We start from the raw sequence: 19,050 nt of genomic DNA, 5'->3' as shown, positions 1-19,050 counted from the left end.
CGCACGGCGCGGCGGTCCATCGCACCTTGTCCAGGCTTCAGGCCGTCAGGCTTCGTGCGGAGCGAAGAGAGACTGCCCGGAAAGTCCGCTCTGCTTGATGTTCACGTACCAGGTCCTGACGAACGTCGGGTCCCGACCCGTCGTTTCGTGGCGGCCTTCGTCGCCCTCCAGCAGCCATCGCTTGAGCGCCATCTTCACCGCACTGGATTGCCGGACGAAGTCATCGATGCCGCGCTCCTTCAGATAAGCCAGATAGGTGCCGTCGCCATAGGCCTCCTTCTGAAGGATGGCGGAGGAAATCGCGTAGTTCGGAAAATACACCCACGACGGCAACGGATCCGCGGCATGGACATTGCGCGCCACCTTGAGCGCCTCGTTCAGATCCGCGTTCGATTCCGCGATTTCTCTGTCAAACGCATCCTTGCCGATCTTCTCGGCGGTGGTGTGCGCGACGATCAGCTTGGCCGAGAGACAGCAGTCGATCGCTTCCAGAACCCTGCGCGCGCAGGATGCGTCAAAGAGATCGTTCACTTCCCGGATGATCAGAAGAATGTCGTCGCCGCTGAAGTCGATCCGATCCTGACCCTCCTCGCGATCCATTTTGATCAGCAGCGACTGCATGACGCGATCCAGAAGCTCGCTCGTCACCGAGAGCAGCGCGCATGAATATCGTTCGTCGCCGATGAGGTGGTTCTTGGCGATGAAGTTCGCCATCGTCAGGCAGAACTCCCTGGAAAGCGTCGGCCCCGGGTAGTCCTCCCCGTGCGGCTTGACCTTCTGGGCAGCGTCGGAGAGCGACAGCAGCTCATGGAAAAGCTGGTGCTTGCCTTCGACATCGCTGGGAAGGGCGGCGTTCAGGCGCCGCGACTGCATCGCATGCGCGTCCACCACCTTCTGAAGCCTGCGTCCGGACGTCTGGGCTTCGTCCAGCCTGTTCTGGAGCGCAATGTTCGACTCGCCAAGCGCCCGGCGCGATCGCCAGAGTTTCCAGAGAAAGGAGACGGCTCCGATGATGGTTACGCCGAACACCGAAGAAACGGCCGTCAGTTCGTCGATCATACAATCCGTGGCGCCGCTGGGATCGGACAAAAAGTCTAGAGCGCGGCCCGAGGCGGGGCAAGCCGAAGCCGGGTACAGCCGTTGATACGGAGAGTATCGCGACCGGCGCCAGTGGACCTGCCGGGCCCGAGGGACTGATCGGGCGGCGATGACCGAAACCCCGGGGTGCTGCCGGCTCATGAGCCGGCAGTTGCAGCCGCCGCACCGGCCCGGCTGTCACCGAAGGTCAGATGGGCAACGAGGCCGGAGCCGACGGCGCAGCTGGCGATGATCGCCAGCAGGGGCAGCGCAGTGCCATCGTCCCATATGCCGATAGCGGCGCTGGAGAGTGCTCCGGCGCCGAAGCCCAGCGCACCACAAAGGGCAGCTGCCGTGCCGGCAATCTGGCCGTGGCTTTCCATGGCCAGAACGTTGCACGACGGCATGATGCCGCCCACACCGGCTGACACCAGTACGAAGAGCAGGATGCAGACGGAATAGACGGTGCCGACGCCGGTCAGTTCCGCGAGGACCAGCAGGACTGCCGCACCCGCATAGATGAGGGTGGCGCATTTCACCACATTCTTCAGCCCGATCCTTTCGCCCAGACGCGACGAGATCTGGGCGCTGATACCGATGCCGATCGCATTGAACGCAAAGATCATCGAGTAGGTGACCGGGCTGAGGCCATAAACGCTGATCAGCATGAACGAAGAGCCGGCGACATAGGCAAAGAAGCCACCCAACGCAAACGCGAGCGTGCCTGCATAGGGGATGAAGGTACGTGTGAAGAGCAACTTGCCGTACCAATAAACGGCCTTTGCCGGTTGGCTTGCGGCGCGCTGCGACAGCGTGCGGGTTTCCGGCAACAGCAGCGCAACGATTACCGCCACGGCGATCCCCAGCAGGCCCATCACGATGAAGATCGCGCGCCACGAAAAGAAGGTGAGAAGCAGGCTGCCCGCCAACGGCGCGATGACGGGCGCAAGGCCGAGGACCAGAACCACCGACGACATCAGCTTGGCAGCACTGGCGCCGCTGAAGAGATCGCGAATGGCGGCGGTCGCGATGACCATCCCGATCGAGCCTCCAAAGCCCTGGAGAAACCGGAAGGCGAGCATCTGGTTGGCGGTTCCCGACAAGACGCAACCGACCGTGCCGACCAGAAAGACGGTAAGCGCGAAGAAGATCACGGGCTTCCGGCCGAGCTTGTCGGAAGCCGGGCCATAAAACAGCTGGCCGACGGTGAAGCCCCAGAAATAGGTCATCATCGTCATCTGGATGGTCGCAGCCGAGCTCGAGAGATCGTCTGCCATCCTCGGCAAGGCCGAAATATGCATGTCGGTGGCAAATGGGCCCAGCGCGCAGAGCGAACCGAGCGCGATTGCAATCGCGACAGTGTTGGGCTTTGAGCCGGTGTTCATGCCTTGTTCCTATGGAAGAGTGCTAGCAAGCTATTTTGGAAACGGTTTCGTTTCCTATATATTTGGAAACGCTTCAGTTTCCTTTTGTCAATGTTTTTTGCTGCGACTCTCTCGCGAACGAAGTCTCCGCGCGGGCTTCTCCACCACCCGCATCGCCGCGCCGACGCCGTCGTCCCCCGGTTCAGCCCACAGCGTCCGCCCGGAGAAGCCGGCGTTGTTCGAGGCGCTCGTTGCGGACTTTCTCCTTCCCGCCCCGGAGGTGTAAGCCTTCCGGCGGTCGCGTCCCGCGGCCCGAGGCACAGGACGTTGGAGGAGACGCCATGTCGGACCAGAGGCTTGCCGGAAAGACCGCGCTCGTGACCGGCGCCAGCAAGGGAATCGGGGCTGCCATCGCCCGCCGGCTCGCCGCCGACGGCGCCGACGTCGCGCTGGTCGCCCGTTCCGGCGACGCCCTCGAGGAAGCCGCCCGCGAGATCGAGGCCACGCACGGCGTCCGGGCGGTCGCGATCCCGGCCGATCTCACCAGCGAGGCCGGCTGCGCGGACGCCGCCGCGCGGGCGCTCGCCGCCTTCGGCCACCTCGACATCCTGGTCAACTGCGCCGGTGCCACCCGGGCCGGCGCCTTCCCGGCCCAGCCGGACGCCGAGTGGACCGACGGCTTCGCCCTGAAGTTCTTCGGCGCCGTGCGGCTCACCCGCGCGCTCTGGCCGGCGCTGGCGGCGCGGCACGGCACCGTCATCAACATCGGCGGCGCGGCGGCCTACACGCCGGGCCCGACCTTCATGGTCGGCGGCGCCGTCAACGCCGCGCTCGCCCACTTCAGCAAGTCGCTCTCAAAGCAGGGGCTCGTCGACGACGTGAACGTCAACATCGTGCATCCCGGCATGGTGGAGACCGACCGGCTGGAGCAGCTCGTCCAGCAGCAGGCGGCCGCCGAGGGCGTGCCGGAGGACGAGATCCGCCAGCGCAACGTGACAAAGGCCGGCATCCGCCGCCTCGGCACCACCGACGACATCGCCGAGATGGTGGCGTTCCTCTGCAGCCCCGCCGCGCGCCACGTCCAGGGCGTCGGCTTCGCCATCGACGGCGGCGCCACGCCGGGGATCTAGACCGCCTGGCGGCGCCCGCCCCGCCCCTTCAGGAAGGGCAGGAAGCCGTCGAGGAAGCGCGTCGTCGCCGGCATGAAGTGGCTGCCGTGGTGGTACATCGGGTCGAGCGCGGTGACGATCAGCGTGCCGTTCGTCGTCGCCCGGTCCTCGTAGAGGATCGAGCCGCCGCCCCGGACGTCGATGAGCGAGCGGGCGCCCGGCGGCGGCGCGAAGTGGCCGTGGTGGTGCCAGGTCGCGTCGTCGAGCGTGATGTGCCCGAACAGCGGATGGTCGGGCGCCACGCACGCGAGGCCGAGGCTGCCGCCTTCCTTCCACCACCAGAAATTCGTCGGCGTGTCGGTCCAGACCACGCGGTCGAGCCACTGGTGCGGCCCTGTCGAGCCCATCGCCACCAGCGTCCCGCCGCCGTCGAGAAAGCGCTGGAACGTCTCGCGGTGCGGCACCAGCAGCGACGGATCGGTCCGGCAGGAGACGATCAGCACGTCGACGGCGGAGAGATCGGCCTCGCCGAGCCGGCGGGCATAGATGATCTCGTCGAAGGCGTCGCGGTAGCGCGCCTCGTAGAGCGTCCGGTGGTGGTAGTAGGTGCCGCTGTCCAGCGCCGCGATCCGGTTCATGCGGGCACCTCGTTGTCGTGGCCGACCGCCCAGGCGCAGAGCTGCGGCACGATCCGCCCCGCCGTGGTGCCGTCGCCCGCGTACATCCACAGATCGTTGCCGGCGTGCATGAAGATGCGCCCGCCGCCCGGCCGCTCGTACACCCAGTCGCACGGGCTGCGGTCGGGCCCCAGCCCGAGCACCGGTACCGCGCCGTCGGGCGGCGGATTGTGGCCGCGCGCGTAGAACCCGGCGACGCCCCTGCGGTAGGTGAGGTCCGCCATCTCGACGCCCTCGAACACGGGATGCGCGGTGAGGCGATGGAGCTGCAGATGGTCCAGATCGATCTTCGGCAGCGGCACGAAAGGGTTGAATTCCGGCAGCATCGGCCAGGCCACGTGGCCGTTGAAGACGAGCGTCCCGCCCTGGTCGAGGTAGGCCTCGACCACCGGGGCGATCTCGCCCAGGTAGCGCTGGTCCAGGTGCGCCGGCAGGAGCAGCGCCGCGTAGCGCGCCAGCTCGGTCTCGTGCAGCGCGTAGTGGTCGATCTCGTCGGCGTCGTCGACGAAGCCCATGACGCTCGGCAGGTCGCCGCCGGCGCCCTTGATGGGCTTCAGGAACAGGCACCGGGCCATGGCCGAAGGCTCCTCTTGTCCGCGTGAGACGGGGCGGGGGCCGCCTGCCCCCGCCCCGCATGGGTCAATCGCCCTTCGAGACGCTCTTGAAGTCGAAGAAGAAGCCCGAGGGGTGGATGCGGTAGCCGTGCACGTCGCTCGCCGAGGCTGCGACGAACACCTTGTGCACCAGCGGGATGATCGGCGCGTCGTCCTGCAGGGTCTGCAGCGCCTCCCGGTAGGTGTCGTCCCACGCCTCGCCACGGTCGAGCGTGCGGCCCGTGTCGACGAGATCGTCGAAGCGCGGGTTCGCCCAGCCCTGGTAGTTCATCTCCGCCTTGGAGTGGAACTGCGACTTCAGGTGCAGGTCCGGGTGGCCGGTCATCTCCGGCGTCCAGAACACCACGGAGACGTCGTAGGCGCCCTGCCGCACAAGGTCGAGCATGCCCTCCCAGGTGAACAGCTGCACCTCGCTGGCGATGCCCTGGTTGGCGAGCAGCGCCGCCAGCGCCTCGGTGATCGCGGACATTTCCGCCCGGCTCGAATAGGACAGGATGCGCAGGCTGAGCGGCTTGCCGTCCTTCTGCCACTGGCCGTCAACGTTGCTATAGCCGGCCTCTTCCAGCAGCGCCGCCGCCTCCTCCTCGTTCACCGCGTAGGGCACCACGCCCTCCGGCACCCAGTCGAACTGCGGCGCGAAGAAGCTCCAGGCGGGCTTCCCGACCCCGTCGAGCGCGCCCATGACCAGCGCCTCGCGGTCGACGAGATGGTTGATCGCCCGCCGCACGCGCACATCGGCGAGCGGCGTGTCGCCGGCCGTGTTGAAGGCGCCGTAATAGAGCCCCGCCGTCGGCTCGGCGTAGACGGTGAAGGCGGGATCCGCCTCGAGCCGCGCCACGTCGGAGGGCAGCACGTTGGTGGCGAAGTCGATCTCGCCGGCCTCCAGCGCCAGCGTGCGCATGTTGTGGTCGGGAATGTAGCGGTAGACGATCCGCTCAAGCGCCGGCTTCTCGCCCCAGTAGCCGTCGAACCGGTCGACGATGGTGCGGTCCTGCTTGACGTAGTCGACGAACTTCCACGGCCCGGTGCCGACCGGCTTCACGAACTTGCCGGTCTCGTCGAACGACGACGGCGCGTAAATGACGGTGATGGCGTCGGTGAGCTGGTTCGGCAGCGCCGCGAACGGCTCCGTCGTCTCGATCTCCAGCGTCAGCGGCCCCGTCGCCTCCATGCGCGCGATGTTGAGGAGATCGCCCGCATAGGCGAGATGATCGACCACCTGCTGCAGCGAGTTCCTCACCGCGTCGGCGGTCAGCTCCGTGCCGTCGTGGAAGACGACGCCCTCCCGGATCTGGAAGCGCCAGACCTTGGGCGACACCCGCTCCCAGGAGGTCGCGAGCCCCGGAACCAGCGTCATGTCGAAGTCGAGCTTGATCAGCGTGTCGAGGATCTCGCTCTCGTTGAAGAAGCGGCTGCGGCGCGGCGCCATGGCGAGCGGCAGGGATTCCCACATGGTGCCGACGATCAGCGTGTCGGCGCGGGCCACGTCCTCCTGGGCCGTCGCCGGCGTGGCGATCAGCGTCGCCAGTCCCGCGACGGCAACCAGCATGCGTCTCAGTGGGGTCATTCGGGTCTTCCTTTCTTGATGCTTCGGCCGAGGACCTGGTCGACGCGCCAGCGGTCGGCCAGCGCGTCTCCCAGCAGATTGACGACGATGACGAGCGCCATGATCGAGAGGCCGGGGGCGAGGACCAGCCGCGGATAGGCCCGCATGTGGCTGCGCGCCTCGGCGACCATCCGCCCCCATTCGGCGGTGCCGGGCTCGACGCCGAGGCCGAGGAAGCTCAGCCCGGCGAAGGCGAGGATCACCCACGACAGCGAGTAGGCGCCGAGCACCAGCAGCGGGCCCGCGACGTTCGGGAGGAGGTGGCGGAACATGATCACGCGCCCCGGCGCGCCCATCGCCTGGGCGGCCATGACGTAGGGCTTGGCGCGCTCGACCACCGTCATGTTGCGCACCACGCGGGCGTATTCGGTCCAGTGCACGGCCGTCAGCGCGATCAGCACCGATGCGAGGCTCAGTCCGAGCGTGCCGGCGATCACCAGGCTGACCGCCAGCGCGGGCAGGATCGAGACGCCCTCGACGAAGCGCATGGCGATCCGGTCGAGCCAGCCGCCGGCGTGGCCCGCCGCGAGGCCGACGAGCGTCCCGAGCGTCGCCGCGGCGGCGACCACCAGCGCGGCCGCCGAGACCGTCAGCCGCGCGCCGTAGAGCAGCCGGCTCAGCAGGCAGCGGCCCATGGCGTCGGTGCCGAGCGGATAGTCCCAGCCCGGCGCGGCCAGACGGTTCAGGATGTCGGTGCGGACCGGGTCGTGCGGCGCCAGCAGCGGCGCGGCGACGATGACGAGCGCGATCACGCCGAGCACGGTCGCCAGCAGCGTCGGCCGCGGCAGGATTGGCCGGCGGCGCGCAACGCCGATCCCGTCGCCATACGCCATCGCCATCAGACGACCTCCCGCACGCGCGGATCGATGGCGGAGATCGCCAGGTCGACGATCAGGTTCGTGGCGATGTAGGCGACCGCGATGGCGAGGAAGCAGGCCTGAATCAGCGGGAAGTCGCGGTTGAGGAGGGAGTCCACCAGAAGCCGTCCGATGCCCGGCCAGCCGAACAGCGTCTCGACGATGATGACGCCGTCGAAGATCCGCGCGAACTGAAGCCCGGCGAGCGTGAGGACGGCCGGCAGCACGTTCGGCCCCGCGTGCCGCACCAGCACCGAGACGGGCCCCAGCCCCTTCATCGCGGCGGTCCGCATGTAGGGCCGGCCCGCCTCGTCGATCAGCAGGCTGCGCACATAGCGCGCGCTCACGCCGCACACCGAGGTGCCGATGACGATCGTCGGCAGCACACCGTGCTGCCACGTCCCGTAGCCCGAAGAGGGCAGCCAGCCGAGGGTGAGGGAGAAGAACAGCGCCAGGAGCAGCGCGTACCAGAAGTTCGGGATCGACATGCCCAGCACCGCCACCACGGCGCTGACGCGGTCGAACGTCCCGTTCCGGTGGCGCGCGGCGAGGAAGGCGATGGGGATCGCGATCGCCAGCGACAGGACGAGCGCCGCCACCGCGAGCTTCAGCGAGTTGCCGAGCCGCAGCACGATCTCGCGGCCGACCGGCTCGCCGGTGACCAGGGACGTGCCGAGATCGCCGGTCAGCACGCCGCCCAGCCAGCGCACGTACTGCAGCGGCAGCGGGTCGTCGAAATGGTGCTCGGCCTCGAAGCTCTCCAGCGCCTCGGCCGACGGGATCTCCCCATCCATCTGTGCCATCAGCAGCACCTCGGCGAAGTCGCCGGGCATCAGCCGCAGCAGCGCGAACCCGAAGACCGATACCGCCAGCAGCAACCCGATGGCGAAACCCAGCCGTCTGCCGATTGATCCAGCCACAGTGACGTCCACCCCGTACGACGCATCGGCCGATGATAAATCCTGACTTCCATTGTCATGATTATCCGCCGGGCGCAATCGGGACGGCGACGCTGCGGCCGGAGGCCGCTGGGCCGGGTGGCCGCACCCGGCGGATCGGGGTGTGCAGGAAGGGGGAACGGTAGATGCGGAACCGCGGCCCGGTACGGAAGCCGGCGGCGGCGCGCGGCAGCGCCGCCCGCAGCTCTCTCCACCGCCCGCGCCGTCACGTCACCCGGGGCGCGCCGGCGCTGACGGCGCCGGACGGGTGGAAGAAGGCCGGTTCAGCGGCTCTCCGCTTCTCTGGCCCAGTAGTCCCAGGCCCGGGTGATCTGGCTGTTGTTGGCGGCGGCCGAGGCGGCGGCCTCCTCCGGCGTCATGAAGATCGGCTCGCCGAGCTTCATGGTGTCCATCTGGATGCCGGCGTTCCACTCGGTGTAGACGGCGCGGAACACCGCCTGGCGGACGGTCTCGCCGACGGCGGTGTAGCCGTGCCCGCGCATGAGCACCACGGGCGCGCCGCCCATCACCCCGGCGAGGTCGTCGCCCAGGCGGTTGTCGCGGATGAGCAGGTCCGAGGCCGGCCCGACGCTGTCGCGGATCTCGTAGCAGGGGCACCCCTCCCCCAGGAAGCTCGCCATGTGCGACAGCGGTTGCAGGCTCGCCCCTTTGGCGGTGGCAAACGGGATGACCGAGCGGGCATGGCTGTGGACCACGGCGCCGACGGTCGGCCGCGCCCGGAAGATCGCAGCATGAATGAAGCGTTCCAGGTAGACCGGCGGATGGTCGGGATCGGTGGGCTCCCCGTCCATGTCGTATTCGAGGATGTCGCCGGCCTCCACCAGCGCCGGCGCGCGGTTGCGCGACAGCAGGAACCGGTCCGGCCGGTCCGGATGGCGGGCGCTGACGTGGCCGAAGCCGTCGACGATGCCCCGCGCGTGGAGGATGTGGTTGGCGACCACCAGGTCCGCGATGACCGCGTCGACGCCCGCGGACTGAGACTGAACAGCCATGTGGAATTCCGCTCCTCGACAGGTTGGGCGAGGAGCGCCCTCAGCCGCCTCTCGCCCGAGATCTCTCTCGGCATCCGTCCCGACGCCTTCCCGGAGACGGTCCCCTCTCATGCCGTCATCCGTCGCGGGTGACAAGCCGGCGGGACGGGTCGAGCGGTACCGCACCGGCCCCTGGCGGAACAGCCAGCAGCCGGCGGGTGGCGCCTCGAAGTCCCATTACAAAAAGGCATAGGCACGGCTTCATTTTGCAATGGCCCGATCGCGCCAACAGGGTGTTAGCTGGCCATATGCCTGCAGCCACGGCTGCCAACGAGGACAGATTTCCTTGTCTGACGAGATTTATCCCGGCTACACCCAGGCAGAATTGGATCGCGCCTATTCCCAGAAAGAATGGGCCGCGAACATGGAAGCGATCCTGCATCGCTGGTCCGCCGCCGCGCCGGGCGTGAAGGCGGCTCATCCCGGCCATTCCGAGTTCCGCTACGGCGATCACCCGGACGAGCGGATCGACGTCTTCCCCGCCGACGGTCCGCTGGTTCATTTCCATATCCACGGCGGCGCGTGGCGCGGCCAGTCAAAGGACGACAGCGCCTTCCTCGCCCCGTCGATGGCCGCCGCCGGAATAACGCTGGTCCTGCCGGAGTTTTCCAAGCTGCCCGACGTGCGGATGCCAGTCCTCCTGGACCAGCTGAAGCGCGCGCTCGCGTGGACCCACCGGCGCCTGGTGGTGGAGGGAGACGCTACCGGAATCGTCATGTCGGGGCATTCGTCCGGCGCCCATCTGGCGGCCCTGCTGGCGGCCGAGAATGCCGCCGGCAAGCTCCTCCCGGACGGCGCGCTCCGCGCCGTCGTCTGCATCAGCGGCTCCTATGACCTGGAGCCGGTGCTGCTGAGCGCGCGGCGCCACTACATCGACCTCAGCCCCGACGAAGCAGCCGACCTCAGCCCGATCCGGCGCACCGCCGAGCTTCGCCTGCCGCTGCATCTGCTCTACGGTGAGCACGAGTCCCCCGAGTTCCGCCGCCAGGCGCGCGCCTTCGCCGCCGCCCTCGATCGGGCGGGCCTGCTTGCCGGCTGCGCCGAGATCGCAGGGGTCAACCATTTCGAAATTCTCGACGACGTCGCCGCCACCTCCTCCGAGGCCGGCCGATACGTCCACGAGGTACTGGCCACACACGACGACGCGCCGCAGCCGCCGTTGCGGCTGGGACGCGCCGGTGCGGCGACTTTGGCTGCCAACGACTGACGGACAGGAGACAGGCCATGCGCCCCCGCCTTCGCCACATCGCCCTCAGGGTTCAGGATCTGGAGAAATCCGCCGACTTCTACCAGGAGGTCTTCGGCCTTGAACGCGTCGGCCGGGAGGAGATCCCGATCGGGGCGGCCGTCTACCTCAGCGACGGCGTCATCAACCTCGCGCTGATCAAGTATTTCGGCCAGGAGGGCGCGGCCACCGACGACGCCGTCGGCAGCGTCGGAACCGACCATTTCGGCGTCCAGGTCGACGACATCGACGCCATGCGGACGCGGATCGAGGAGCTGGGCGGCAAGTTCTACTTCGATCTGGGCGACGCCCGAAAGGGCAACTTCGAACGCAAGTTCAAGGATCCCGACGGGATCGTCTTCGACATTTCGCACCATGGCTGGCTCGGCACCGACAGTCGCACCGTACCGGACGATCACGAGTGAGCCGGCAGGAACAGGGAGACCGGCCATGAAGGCAATCGTCGTGGGCGCGGGAATTGGCGGGCTGACCACGGCCCTCTTCCTGCACAAGTACGGGATCGACTGCGAGGTTTACGAGCGGGCGCCGGAGATCCAGGAACTCGGCGTCGGCATCAACCTGATGCCGCAGGCGATCGCCACGTTTTCCGAGATCGGCCTGCTCGACGACATCGAGGCCGAGGGGATCGCGCCGGAGCACCTCTACTACCGCACGTTCTCCGGCCTCACCGCCTGGGACGAGCCGCGTGGCCGGGCCGCGGGTCTGCCCGTTCCCCAGATCTCGGTCCACCGGGGCCGGCTGCAGGCAATCCTCCACCGGGCCCTCGAGGCGCGCAAGCCGGGCACCGTCCATACGGATCGCGAGTTCGTCGGCTACGAGGAGACCGCCGACGGCGTCACCGCGACCTTCCGGTCGACGGACGGGACCATGCACACCGCCACGGGAGACGCCCTGATCGGCGCCGATGGCATCCATTCCGCGCTCCGCCGCATCCTCTTTCCCGACGAGGGACCGCCGCGCTGGAGCGGCCGCGTCATGTGGCGCGGCACCGCCGACTGGCCGGCCTTCGGCGACGGCAAGACCTTCGTGATTTCCGGCTCGATCGACACCCGGCTGGTGCTGTTCCCGATCGCCCGGGGCAAGACGCCCGAAACCAGGCTGACCAACTGGGTGCTCGTCCATCGCGCTGCCGACGACGGCACGGCCCTGCCTCCCGCGCAGGACTGGCAGGGCAAGGCCGACCCGGCCAAATGCCTGAAGGCGCTTGAGCCGTTCGACCTGCCGGACCTCGACATCCGCGCCCTGGCCCGGGCCGCGACGGAGATCTTCGAGTTCCCGATGTCGGACCGCGACCCGCTGCCCCGCTGGAGCTTCGGGCGGGTGACGCTGCTCGGCGATGCCGCCCACCCGATGTATCCGTTCGGCGGCAACGGCGCCGCCCAGGCCATCCTCGACGCCAAGGCCCTGGCCGGTGCGCTGGCCGCGGAGCGCGATCCGGTGCGCGCCCTGACGCTCTACGACGAGGAACGGCGCGAGCGCGTCTATCAGGTCGTGATGACCAACCGGCAGGGCGGCCCCGAGCGCGTCATCGACATGGTGGAGGCCCGCGTGGCCGCCGAAGGGATCGCCCCCTCCGACATTCCGAGGGACGAGCGCGCGGAGATCGTCCACGGCTACTCGCGCCTTGCCGGCTACTCGGCCGACCAGTTGAGCAAGGCGGCCTCGTAGCCCGGCCGGCGAGTGAAATCGGCCGGCCGCCGCGCATCCGCAAATGCGGGGACCGGCCGACGCGAACGGGGGGCCCCGACCCGATGTCGGACACCTCTCGACGGACAGGAAAACCGCGCTCAAAATATGTGCATTAGCCATAACATTTGGTCAGATAAATAACGTGAAATCAGATATTTATATGAATTGATCACGCTCGGCAGATCGCCTGCCGCCCCGCTCCTCTCGACGCCATGTGACGGCACCGACCCATGCAGGACACAGCCAGCACGATCTCCTCAAGCGAAGCGGCGGCGCTGCTCGACCGGCCGATCGTGGAGCTGGTCGATGCGGTGCGCGACCGGCGGGTGACCTGCCCCGCCGTGGCGGAAGCGGTGCTTGGCCGCATCGAGACCGGGGACGACCGGATAAAGGCCTGGGCTCATCTGGATCCGGCCCAGGTGCGCGCCGAGGCAGAGGGGCTCCAGGCCTCGCGCGCCGGCGGTCCCCTCGCCGGCGTGCCGGTCGGGATCAAGGATTCCATCGACACCTGCGACATGCCGACGGCCTACGGCTCGCCGATCTACGCCGGCTACCGCCCGCGCGCCGACGCCGCCTGCGTCGCCCTGCTTCGGGCGGCGGGGGCGCTCATCGTCGGGAAGACGGCGCTCACCGAATTCGCCGCACCCTACCCCGGCCCGACGCGCAATCCCCACAATCCCGAGCACACGCCCGGCGGCTCCTCCAGCGGCTCGGCCGCGGCGGTCGCGGCGGGAATGGTGCCGGTCGCATTGGGGAGCCAGACCATGGGCTCCCTGATCCGGCCGGCGGCCTACTGCGGCGTCGTCGGGTTCAAGCCGAGCTGGGGCCGCATCAGTCCGGCCGGCATGAAATCGCAGGTCGCCGAGTTCGACCATGTGGGCGTCATGGCGCGGCGCGTCGACGATGCGGCCCGCATCGCCGCGTTGATCGCCACCGTGGATGCGACCGCCTGGCAGGGGCTGCCGACGGCGCCGCCGCGCCTCGCGATCTTCCGCGGACCCGCCCCCGAAAAGGCCGAGGCCCCGGCCGTCGCCGCGCTCGACCGCGCGGCGGAGCGCTTCGCCGCGGCCGGCGCCGAGGTGGGCGCCTTCCCGCACGACCCGTTGCTGGACGCCGCCTGCGCCGCCCAGATCACCATGCTCTGCTACGAGATGTCCCGCTCCATGGTCTGGGAGTGGCAGACCCGTCGCGACCAGATCAGCACGCTGCTGCAGGGCTACATCGAAACCGGCTGGGGCATCACGCCGGACAGCTACTTCGCGGCGCGGAGCCAGGTCGAGGCGGCGCGGGCACGCGTCGGCGAGCTGTTCGGACCGGCCGACGCGATCCTCACCTACAGCGCCCCTGGCGAGGCGCCCCGCGGGCTGGAGAACACCGGCGACACGATCTTCAACCGGCTCTGGTCGGTCCTGCGGCTTCCCGCGGTCACCCTTCCCGCCGGCGTCGGTCCGCAAGGGCTGCCGCTCGGCGTGCAGCTCGTCGGCCGGTTCCTGGACGACGCGCGGCTGGTGTCGGTCGCCCGCTGGGCCGAGGCCGTACTCTCACAAGAATAAGCACCACAGAGAAACCAACAGGGGAACTCCGATGAAAGACCTTGCCCTCCTTCAGACATGGCGCCCCGGCGCACGCTCCCGACGCCTGCTTGCCCTTCTCGCGACGTCGCTTGCCGTCGCCGCCGCCGCTCCGGCCGCCGCGCAGGAGCTGGAGAAGACCGAACTGACCGTCGCCATCCTGCCGACCATGGACTACGTGCCGGTCGTCATCGCCATCGAGGACGGGCTGTTCAAGGACGAGGGCCTCGACGTGACCTATCAGGTCACCACCGCGCCGGCCTCGCTCAACGGCGTGCTCGGCGGCACCTACGATTTCGCCGGGATCACCTGGTTCGCCTTCCTCACCGCCTACAACCGCGGGCTTCCCCTGGTGGCGGCGAGCGAGCTGGACCGCGGCACGCCGGGCTACGCCACCATCGCCGTCAAGGGCGACTCGCCGGTGAAGACCCCGGAGGACCTGATGGGCAAGAAGGTCGGCGTGCTGTCGACCAACGGCGCCTGCGACCTGACGCTGAACGACGTCCTGCTGAAAGAGGGCAAGGACTACAAGTCGATCGAGTACGTTGCGCTGGGCGTGCCGGAGCTGGTCTCGACGCTGATGACCGGCGGCATCGACGCGGCCTGCCTGCCGGAACCGCTCCGCACCCCGGCCATGACCGCCAACAACCTGCGCGACGTGCTGGACCTGTTCACCGGCCCCTACGAAGACATGCCGATCGTCGGCTACTCGACCACCACCCGCTTCCGCGACCAGAACCCGAACACCTTCGCCGCCGTCAAGCGCGCGATGGCCAAGGCGCTGGAGATCGCGCACAACGATCCCGAGCGCGCCCGCGGCGTGCTCTCGGTCTTCACGCGGGTGAGCCCGGAGGTCGCCAAGACGGCGGTTCTGCCGACCTATCCCGTGGGAGAGGGCATCGGCGACCTGTCGGTGGTGGCCGACCTGATGGACCGCCTCGACGTCGTCGACGGCCCGGTCAAGGTTCCCCAGCAATGATCGATACGACCGGCACCACGGCGGCCGACAGGCACGCCCCCGGCGCCGGCCGATCCCTGACGGACCTGCGGCTCCCGCCGCAGGTCCGGAAGCTCGCTCTGGGCCTCCTCGGCGGCGCCGTCCTGTTCGGCCTGTTCGAGCTGCTGACCAGCCTCGCCGGGGTGCCCGAGCAGTATCTTCCCCACGCCACCGGCGTGGTCGTGCGGTTCGTGCAGCTCGCCTACGATCCGGTGTTCCTGGCCGACGTGGGCGCCACCCTCGGCGCCTGGGCGCTCGGCATCGCCATCGCGCTGATCCTGGGCGTCGTGTTCGGGCTCTGGCTGGGGCTGTCGCCGACGGCCCACGAGATCGGCCTTCCGATCGTCAACCTGCTGCGCCCGATCCCCTCGGTCTGCATCATCCCGCTCGCCATCCTGGTGATCGGCCAAGGGCTGTCGATGAAGCTGCTGCTCGTCAGCTACGCGGCCCTCTGGCCGATCCTCATCAACACCATCTACGGGGTGCACGGCGCCGATCCGGTCGCCACCGACACGGCGCGCTGCTTCGGCCTGCCGCGCGGCGCGATCCTCCGGCGCATCGTCCTGCCCCAGGCGGCGCCGATGATCTTCACGGGGCTCAAGATTTCCGTCTCCATCGGGCTGGTCGTGCTGGTGAGCGCCGAGCTGCTGGCGGCCACCAGCTCCGGGATCGGCGCCTTCATCTTCCGCGTCTCGAGCAGCGGCGGGAACATGGATTCCGTGCTCGCGGGCGCGGCCTACGCCGGCATGCTCGGGGTGATCGCCAACGCCGTGCTCGCCAGGCTGGACCGGCGGTGGTTCGGCTGGAGCCGCAGCGAGGTGGGCTCATGACCGCGATCGATGCCGGCCCTCCGGCCGCGCCCCGCGCCGCCCTGCGCCGGCTGACGGTGCTGCGCCGCTACAGCGGGATCGCCGTGCTGCTGGTCCTCTGGCAGCTCGCCACCATGTGGGCGGGCTCCTTCTTCTTCCCGACCCCCATCGACATCCTGGCGACCGCCGGCAGGCTGTGGTTCAGCGGCGAGCCCTCGCGGCTGTTCCTTACCGACGCCGTCTTCAGCGACGTGTTTCCGAGCATCGGCCGGCTGCTGGCCGGCTGGGCGATCGCCGTCGTGCTGGGCGTCACGCTGGGGCTTGCCATCGGCGGCATGCGCCGGTTGGCGGAAGCCGCGCAGCCGGTGCTGGAATTCCTGCGCGCCCTCCCGAGCCCGGCGCTGATCCCCGTCTTCCTCATCCTGCTGGGGACGGATTCCACCATGCGCATCACGCTCATCGTCATGGGCTCGATCTGGCCGGTGCTGCTGAACAGCATCGACGGCATGCGCACGATCGATCAGGGGCAGATGGACATGGCCCGGGTGTTCCGCCTGCCGCCGTACGCGCGCCTGTTCCGCATCATCATCCCCGCCGCCATGCCGCGCATCTTCGCCGGGATACGGGTCTCGCTCGGGATCGCCATCATCCTGATGGTGGTGAGCGAGCTCGTCGCCAGTTCCAGCGGCATCGGCCACGCGATCGTCGACGCGCAGAACACGTTCCGCCTCCCGGAGATGTGGGCGAACGTGCTGCTCATCGCCGTTCTGGGCATTTCCCTGAACGGTCTCTTCTCGCTCGTCGAGAACCAGGTGCTCTACTGGCACCGGGCAGCCAGGAGGCTTGCGAAATGACCCCCAACAGCCAGGTCCCCGTCCTCGAGGTGGTCAAGCTCCACCATTCCTACGCGCCGGGCGCCACCGCCATCGCCGAGCAGAGCTTCGAGGTCTACGCCGGCGAGTTCGTCTCCATCGTCGGCCCGTCGGGGTGCGGCAAGACCACCTTGCTGAAGGTCCTGGCCGGCCTGCTGAAGGCCACCTCCGGGTCGGTCGCGCTGGAAGGGCGCGTCGTGACCGACGTGCCGGAGGGGCTCGCCATGGTCTTCCAGGAGTACAGCCGGTCGCTGCAGCCGTGGCTGAAGGTCCGCGAGAACGTCGAGCTGCCGCTCAAGTACCAGCCGATCGATGCGGCGACCCGCAGGGCGCGCGTCGACGAAAGCCTGGAGGCGGTGGGCCTGACCGGCGCGGCGGGGCGCTACCCCTGGCAACTGTCGGGCGGCATGCAGCAGCGCGTCGCGATCGCCCGCGCCATCGCCTACCGGCCCAAGCTGATGCTGATGGACGAACCGTTCGCCTCGGTCGACGCCCAGACGCGCGCCGACCTGGAGGACCTGGTGCTCGACGTGCACCAGAAGTTCGGGATCACCACCCTCATCGTCACCCACGACATCGACGAGGCGGTCTATCTCGCCGACCGGGTGATCGTGCTGTCCGCCTCGCCGAGCCGGGTGGTCGCCAACATCCCGGTGCCCCTGCCCCTGCCGCGCGACCAGATCGAGACCAAGGAGCGCGAGGACTTCGTCCACATCCGCTCCGAGGTCGCGACGCTGATCCGCCGGCCCGCCGCGACGCGGGCCGCGTAGTCCGCTCAGGCGCGCGGGGCCGGCGGAAGGACCTCGACGTCGAGGACGACGGGTCCGCCGGCCAGCGCCGCGGCAAACGCCTCTTCGAGCGCGGCCGCCAGGTCCTCGATCCGGCGCACCGGGCCAAACGCGCGGCAGCCGTGCCCCTTGGCGATGGCGACGAGATCGAGCGGCGGATCCTCCAGCGCCATGCCGATCGACTTGTTCTCGACGGGACGATTGCGCCGGCGGGCGACGGCCTCCTGATGCTCGACGTCGTTGTGGAAGGCGCGGTTGTTGTTGACGATGAACAGCGCCGGCAGCTTCTGCGCCGCGGCCGTCCAGAGCGCCTGGCTTCCCATCGCCAGATCGCCGTCACCCAGGATCGCCACGGGAAGCCGCTCCGCCTCCCGCAGGGCCAGCGCCGCGCCCACGGTGATCCCGGGGGTCGAGCCGATGCCGCCGCCGCCATCGTATCCGATGCAGTCCAGCGGATGGGTGAACCGGACGAGCGCGTCCGGAAGCCCGAAGGCGAGCCGGGTCAGGCAGACCGGCCGGTCGCCCCGCACCGCGTCGAACGCCGCGGCGAGCGCCGGCAGCGTGACCGGACCGGCGACCGGGACACCGGGCTTCGGCGCCGGAGGGATCGGCCAGGGCTCCCGCGCCGTGCCGTCCAGATGCGGCAGCAGGGCCCGGGTGAAGATTTCCGGCCGGACCGACAGGCGCAGGTCCGCCGCCGGATAGGGAAAGTGGTCGAGCGACCAGCCGTTGTGCAGGCGCTCGTCGGCCGAGACGACGACGGTCGCGAGGCCCGCCCCCCGGTCCGGCCGCAGCCCCAGCAGCCCCTTCAGGTCGAGCCAGTCCAGCGAGATGACCAGGTCGGCCTCCGCCAGGAGCCGCGCGGTGCGGGCATCGGGATACTGGGCGGGAGCCGCGATGAAGGCCGGATGATCGCTCGGGAAGCCGACGCCGCATTTCTGGTCGCAGAGGACGGCGGCGCCGATCGCCTCCGCCAGCGCAATCCTGTCGGCCCACGCGGCTTCGCTTCGCTCGTGGCGTCCGACGAGCAGCAACGGCCGCTTCGCCGCGCCGACGCGCTCCATCACCCGGGCGAGGTCGGCGGTGTCCGGCGCCGGTTCGGCCGGCGGCGCGAAGCGCGCGACATCCGGGCTGTCGGGAACCTCGGCGAGAGGATCTTCCTGAACCGCCGTGTCGAGGCAGATGTAGACGGGCGCATGGGGCGCCGTCCGCGTCATCGCCCATCCCCGCAGCAGCGACTCCTGCGCGGCTGCGACCGACGCCGGCTGGTCGTCCCATTTCACGAACTGGCGCACCATCGCGGCCTGGTCGCGGCTGGTGTGGATCCATTCGATCCACGGCCGGCGCCGCGCCGCATCGACGGCGCCCGTCGCCCCGATGATCAGCATCGGCACGCGGTCCGCCCAGGCGTCGTAGATCGCCATCACGGCGTTCATCAGCCCGACATTGGCATGCAGCGCCACACCCATCGGCCGGCCAGTGACCTTGGCGTAGCCGTGCGCGATGGCGACGGCCTGCGCCTCGTGCAGAGTGAGGATGATATCGGGGTTGGCGGGCGCGGTCCGGTTGACCAGGCTGTCGTGCAGCCCCCGGAAGCTCGCGCCCGGATTGATCGCCATGTGCGGAACGCCAAGCGCGTGCAACAGGTCGGCGATGACGTCACTGCCGTAGGAGGGGGTCTCAGACGCGCTCAATCCGCTGGCTCCATCACAAGTTTCTCTTTTCTTACTGCATATTAAACGTCTATTGTTAAGTACATTTACATGTTTATGGGAAGGATCCCC

At 69.0% G+C, this 19,050-nt stretch carries 18 protein-coding genes; 9 read left to right on the top strand and 9 right to left on the bottom strand.

From position 1 onward, the window contains the following. Positions 1-45: 45 nt before the first annotated feature. Together AB7M35_RS21145 and AB7M35_RS21140 are read right to left on the bottom strand one after the other, a co-directional pair. Entirely contained in the window at positions 46-1,059 is a 1,014-nt protein-coding gene (locus AB7M35_RS21145; protein ID WP_453962473.1) for a hypothetical protein, read from the bottom strand. Between the two features lie 176 nt (positions 1,060-1,235). After that, positions 1,236-2,462, bottom strand: coding sequence for a multidrug effflux MFS transporter (locus AB7M35_RS21140; RefSeq protein WP_453962472.1), 1,227 nt, complete (start codon positions 2,460-2,462; stop codon positions 1,236-1,238). Between the two features lie 320 nt (positions 2,463-2,782). Between AB7M35_RS21140 and AB7M35_RS21135 the strand changes: the two genes are divergently transcribed. Further along, entirely contained in the window at positions 2,783-3,571 is a 789-nt protein-coding gene (locus AB7M35_RS21135) for an SDR family NAD(P)-dependent oxidoreductase (protein ID WP_453962471.1), read from the top strand. Here AB7M35_RS21135 and AB7M35_RS21130 read toward each other — a convergent pair. From AB7M35_RS21130 to AB7M35_RS21105, 6 genes are all read right to left on the bottom strand, one after another. Next, entirely contained in the window at positions 3,568-4,188 is a 621-nt protein-coding gene (locus tag AB7M35_RS21130; protein WP_453962470.1) for a hypothetical protein, read from the bottom strand. The genes AB7M35_RS21135 and AB7M35_RS21130 overlap by 4 nt on opposite strands. After that, entirely contained in the window at positions 4,185-4,802 is a 618-nt protein-coding gene (locus AB7M35_RS21125; protein WP_453962469.1) for a hypothetical protein, read from the bottom strand. Before AB7M35_RS21125 ends, AB7M35_RS21130 begins: the two co-directional genes overlap by 4 nt. 64 nt (positions 4,803-4,866) lie before the next feature. Continuing rightward, a complete protein-coding gene (locus tag AB7M35_RS21120; RefSeq protein WP_453962468.1) occupies positions 4,867-6,408 on the bottom strand; it encodes an ABC transporter substrate-binding protein in 1,542 nt (513 codons plus the stop codon). Continuing rightward, positions 6,405-7,286: an ABC transporter permease gene (locus AB7M35_RS21115; protein ID WP_453962467.1), complete on the bottom strand. Its 882-nt coding sequence runs from the start codon at positions 7,284-7,286 to the stop codon at positions 6,405-6,407. The genes AB7M35_RS21120 and AB7M35_RS21115 overlap by 4 nt, the downstream gene beginning before the upstream one ends. Next, positions 7,286-8,224 (bottom strand): ABC transporter permease, encoded by a 939-nt coding sequence (locus AB7M35_RS21110; RefSeq protein ID WP_453962466.1) that lies wholly within the window; start codon positions 8,222-8,224, stop codon positions 7,286-7,288. Before AB7M35_RS21110 ends, AB7M35_RS21115 begins: the two co-directional genes overlap by 1 nt. 302 nt (positions 8,225-8,526) lie before the next feature. Continuing rightward, positions 8,527-9,255 (bottom strand): class II aldolase/adducin family protein, encoded by a 729-nt coding sequence (locus AB7M35_RS21105; protein ID WP_453962465.1) that lies wholly within the window; start codon positions 9,253-9,255, stop codon positions 8,527-8,529. A 325-nt stretch (positions 9,256-9,580) separates the two neighbouring features. Between AB7M35_RS21105 and AB7M35_RS21100 the strand changes: the two genes are divergently transcribed. From AB7M35_RS21100 to AB7M35_RS21065, 8 genes are all read left to right on the top strand, one after another. Next, a complete protein-coding gene (locus AB7M35_RS21100) occupies positions 9,581-10,501 on the top strand; it encodes an alpha/beta hydrolase (RefSeq protein ID WP_453962464.1) in 921 nt (306 codons plus the stop codon). Positions 10,502-10,518: 17 nt separating this feature from the next. Beyond that, positions 10,519-10,944, top strand: coding sequence for a VOC family protein (locus tag AB7M35_RS21095; protein ID WP_453962463.1), 426 nt, complete (start codon positions 10,519-10,521; stop codon positions 10,942-10,944). A 25-nt stretch (positions 10,945-10,969) separates the two neighbouring features. Further along, positions 10,970-12,208: an FAD-dependent monooxygenase gene (locus tag AB7M35_RS21090; RefSeq protein ID WP_453962462.1), complete on the top strand. Its 1,239-nt coding sequence runs from the start codon at positions 10,970-10,972 to the stop codon at positions 12,206-12,208. Between the two features lie 251 nt (positions 12,209-12,459). Continuing rightward, on the top strand, positions 12,460-13,782 hold the full coding sequence (locus tag AB7M35_RS21085) for an amidase (protein ID WP_453962461.1): 1,323 nt from the start codon (positions 12,460-12,462) through the stop codon (positions 13,780-13,782). Positions 13,783-13,813: 31 nt separating this feature from the next. Beyond that, positions 13,814-14,779, top strand: coding sequence for an ABC transporter substrate-binding protein (locus tag AB7M35_RS21080; RefSeq protein ID WP_453962459.1), 966 nt, complete (start codon positions 13,814-13,816; stop codon positions 14,777-14,779). Then, positions 14,776-15,627 carry an ABC transporter permease gene (locus AB7M35_RS21075; protein WP_453962458.1) on the top strand — a complete coding sequence of 284 codons (852 nt, stop codon included), beginning with the start codon at positions 14,776-14,778 and terminating at the stop codon, positions 15,625-15,627. Before AB7M35_RS21080 ends, AB7M35_RS21075 begins: the two co-directional genes overlap by 4 nt. Then, the gene (locus tag AB7M35_RS21070; protein WP_453962457.1) at positions 15,624-16,460 is read left to right on the top strand and encodes an ABC transporter permease; all 837 of its coding nucleotides are present in this window, start codon (positions 15,624-15,626) and stop codon (positions 16,458-16,460) included. The genes AB7M35_RS21075 and AB7M35_RS21070 overlap by 4 nt, the downstream gene beginning before the upstream one ends. Next, positions 16,457-17,248: an ABC transporter ATP-binding protein gene (locus AB7M35_RS21065; protein WP_453962456.1), complete on the top strand. Its 792-nt coding sequence runs from the start codon at positions 16,457-16,459 to the stop codon at positions 17,246-17,248. The genes AB7M35_RS21070 and AB7M35_RS21065 overlap by 4 nt, the downstream gene beginning before the upstream one ends. A 5-nt stretch (positions 17,249-17,253) precedes the next feature. Here the strand turns inward: AB7M35_RS21065 and AB7M35_RS21060 are convergent, their stop codons facing one another. Then, positions 17,254-18,960, bottom strand: a complete 1,707-nt coding sequence (locus AB7M35_RS21060) for a thiamine pyrophosphate-binding protein (protein ID WP_453962455.1) — start codon at positions 18,958-18,960, stop codon at positions 17,254-17,256. Positions 18,961-19,050: the final 90 nt, after the last annotated feature.

It is taken from the genome of Amorphus suaedae, from assembly GCF_053629675.1.
Note: the sequence above shows the minus strand (reverse complement) of the source record. Positions and strands in the feature narration are given on the sequence as shown.

Bases quoted from the DNA above. Each gene is read 5' to 3' on its own strand.
- AB7M35_RS21145 (WP_453962473.1), bottom strand. From the start codon at position 1,059: ATGATCGACGAACTGACGGCCGTTTCTTCGGTGTTCGGCGTAACCATC.
- AB7M35_RS21140 (WP_453962472.1), bottom strand. From the start codon at position 2,462: ATGAACACCGGCTCAAAGCCCAACACTGTCGCGATTGCAATCGCGCTC.
- AB7M35_RS21135 (WP_453962471.1), top strand. From the start codon at position 2,783: ATGTCGGACCAGAGGCTTGCCGGAAAGACCGCGCTCGTGACCGGCGCC.
- AB7M35_RS21130 (WP_453962470.1), bottom strand. From the start codon at position 4,188: ATGAACCGGATCGCGGCGCTGGACAGCGGCACCTACTACCACCACCGG.
- AB7M35_RS21125 (WP_453962469.1), bottom strand. From the start codon at position 4,802: ATGGCCCGGTGCCTGTTCCTGAAGCCCATCAAGGGCGCCGGCGGCGAC.
- AB7M35_RS21120 (WP_453962468.1), bottom strand. From the start codon at position 6,408: ATGACCCCACTGAGACGCATGCTGGTTGCCGTCGCGGGACTGGCGACG.
- AB7M35_RS21115 (WP_453962467.1), bottom strand. From the start codon at position 7,286: ATGGCGATGGCGTATGGCGACGGGATCGGCGTTGCGCGCCGCCGGCCA.
- AB7M35_RS21105 (WP_453962465.1), bottom strand. From the start codon at position 9,255: ATGGCTGTTCAGTCTCAGTCCGCGGGCGTCGACGCGGTCATCGCGGAC.
- AB7M35_RS21095 (WP_453962463.1), top strand. From the start codon at position 10,519: ATGCGCCCCCGCCTTCGCCACATCGCCCTCAGGGTTCAGGATCTGGAG.
- AB7M35_RS21090 (WP_453962462.1), top strand. From the start codon at position 10,970: ATGAAGGCAATCGTCGTGGGCGCGGGAATTGGCGGGCTGACCACGGCC.
- AB7M35_RS21085 (WP_453962461.1), top strand. From the start codon at position 12,460: ATGCAGGACACAGCCAGCACGATCTCCTCAAGCGAAGCGGCGGCGCTG.
- AB7M35_RS21080 (WP_453962459.1), top strand. From the start codon at position 13,814: ATGAAAGACCTTGCCCTCCTTCAGACATGGCGCCCCGGCGCACGCTCC.
- AB7M35_RS21075 (WP_453962458.1), top strand. From the start codon at position 14,776: ATGATCGATACGACCGGCACCACGGCGGCCGACAGGCACGCCCCCGGC.
- AB7M35_RS21070 (WP_453962457.1), top strand. From the start codon at position 15,624: ATGACCGCGATCGATGCCGGCCCTCCGGCCGCGCCCCGCGCCGCCCTG.
- AB7M35_RS21065 (WP_453962456.1), top strand. From the start codon at position 16,457: ATGACCCCCAACAGCCAGGTCCCCGTCCTCGAGGTGGTCAAGCTCCAC.